We start from the raw sequence: 1883 nt of genomic DNA, 5'->3' as shown, positions 1-1883 counted from the left end.
GGGAAGTTGTAGAGAATGTCCACGGTGCGCTTGGAGTAGTGCGCGAGCTTCACGTGCTCAAACAGATCAATCTTAGCGCGATCCAGCCCCACCACGTTCACCCACCAGTCGATGTGATCCTGAATCCACTCGTCGTGGACTTTTTCGTCTTCACCTGGCTTGACAAAGTACTCGATCTCCATCTGCTCCAGCTCACGCACCCGAAAGATAAAGTTCTTAGGCGTGATCTCATTGCGAAAGCTCTTGCCCTGCTGCGCGATTCCAAACGGTAGTTTTCGGTTGGTCGAGTCTAGGACATTCTTAAAATTGACGAACATCCCCTGGGCGGTCTCGGGGCGAAGATACGCGAAGTTCTCGTCGTCAGCGACGGGGCCGACCTGGGTCTTGAACATTAAATTGAACGTGCGCGGCTCGGTCCAGTCGCCGGGCTTGCCGTCCAGCGCATCCACGACTTTTGCCGCCTTGAGCGCCGTCTGCGCCTTGGTCGGATCGCCGAGCAGCGCGTCCACGAAGATATCCATGTCCGGGTTGCGCTCAATTCCAAAGCTAGCCGCGATGGCATCTAAGCAAAAGCTTTTAATTGTACCGACATTTGAGTAAACTCCCTTTCATGGCTTGGTTACGAAATACGGAGTTGTCCCCAACGGATCAGCAGCAACTGGAAGCCCTGGCACGCTTCCCCAAAAGAGGGGATGCAGACAGAGTACGAGCACTTCTGTTGACCTACCTAAGACAAACGGCAGAGCAGATCTGCCAGGCGCTGAGAGTCCCGATGCGCAAAGCGTCAGGGAGTGGCGCATGCGCTTCGGCACGAGAGGGCGTGGAGGGACTCAAGGAGAAAGCTCACACAGGACGCAAGCCCGTCAAACGAGAGAAAGCATTGAGCGTGATACCTCAAATGCTAGAAAATCCCAACCAAAGCTTGACCTGCTCTCGGATTGTAAAGCAGATTCAAGCACAAATCGGATTGAGTCTCACGACAGGTTATCTGAGAGCCCTGATCAAAAAAGGGGGATGGGCTTACCGGCGACCTCGCCATAGCCTCAAAGACAAGTAGGATGCCCAAGAAGTCGAGCGCATAGCCGTCCGACTGATGATTCGTCAAAAACAAGCTGAGGCAGGAGATATTGTCCTGCTCTACCAGGATCTTTAGTTTCCGGTAAATCGCGGATCTTACGCAAATTAGGTGAAAGGCTCCGTACCTTCCCTCTCCGGATCTCATTCTCTTTTTACGTTGGATTCGGAAGGGGCAAAACACGCCGTCGCAGCAGCTCAAAGCTCGCTCGACCATAGCCCTGACGCTTGATAAACTTCAAACGGTTCACATGACCCTCAACCGGGCCGTTGCTCCAAGGAAGCGAAAACGCAGCTTCCACAGCAGCAAGATCCATTCGAATACCACGCACAAAACTCACAAAACTAGGCAAGCCAGTGTCTTTGGCCTTCTCAAGCCAACCCTCCAATTCCTTTGAAGCTCGGCGGGCCATGATGTCCTTAAAACTGACAACCAGCTCGCGGCATTGAGGCAAGATCGGCAAAGCGGTGCATAAAGTTTCCATCATTGATGTCTGCTCAGGGGTGCCTCGCTCAGGAAGAATCAGTAGCCAAGTCAAGGCACGTGTCGAGGGAACTGAACGCTCCGCTCGCTTGGGGGCAGGTGCCATATCTGGATCACGAAGAGGACGAACAAAATCACGCACCGCTGCGGCACCTCCTCCAAATCCTTGATCTTTGACTTCGCGCCCTAAGTACAGGACAAAAATTGTAGTGCCTTCTCGCGCTGACACTCTTTGACAGTTCTGCACAAAGAGGTCATCCAATTTTGGAGTGCGTCCAAGCCGAGGCGGAACAGGCAAATGGGGGCACGTTCATGCTTCAAGCAA

At 53.3% G+C, this 1883-nt stretch carries 2 protein-coding genes; both read right to left on the bottom strand.

The features are described 5' to 3' along the window. Nucleotides 1-521 (bottom strand): aminoacyl--tRNA ligase-related protein (locus RMO15_RS06700; protein ID WP_309709581.1); only part of this gene is annotated, 521 nt, incomplete at its 3' end. A 708-nt stretch (nucleotides 522-1229) separates the two neighbouring features. Then, on the bottom strand, nucleotides 1230-1664 hold the full coding sequence (locus RMO15_RS06695) for a transposase (protein ID WP_309709583.1): 435 nt from the start codon (nucleotides 1662-1664) through the stop codon (nucleotides 1230-1232). Between the last annotated feature and the right edge of the window lie 219 nt (nucleotides 1665-1883).

It is taken from the genome of Armatimonas sp., from assembly GCF_031410135.1.
GTDB lineage: Bacteria > Armatimonadota > Armatimonadia > Armatimonadales > Armatimonadaceae > Armatimonas.
The sequence above is the reverse complement of the archived record's forward strand: the minus strand, read 5'-3'. Positions and strand labels throughout refer to the sequence as shown.

What these genes read in the sequence shown, in the direction of transcription:
- RMO15_RS06695 (WP_309709583.1), bottom strand. Translation starts at nt 1,664, where the DNA reads ATGGCACCTGCCCCCAAGCGAGCGGAGCGTTCAGTTCCCTCGACACGT.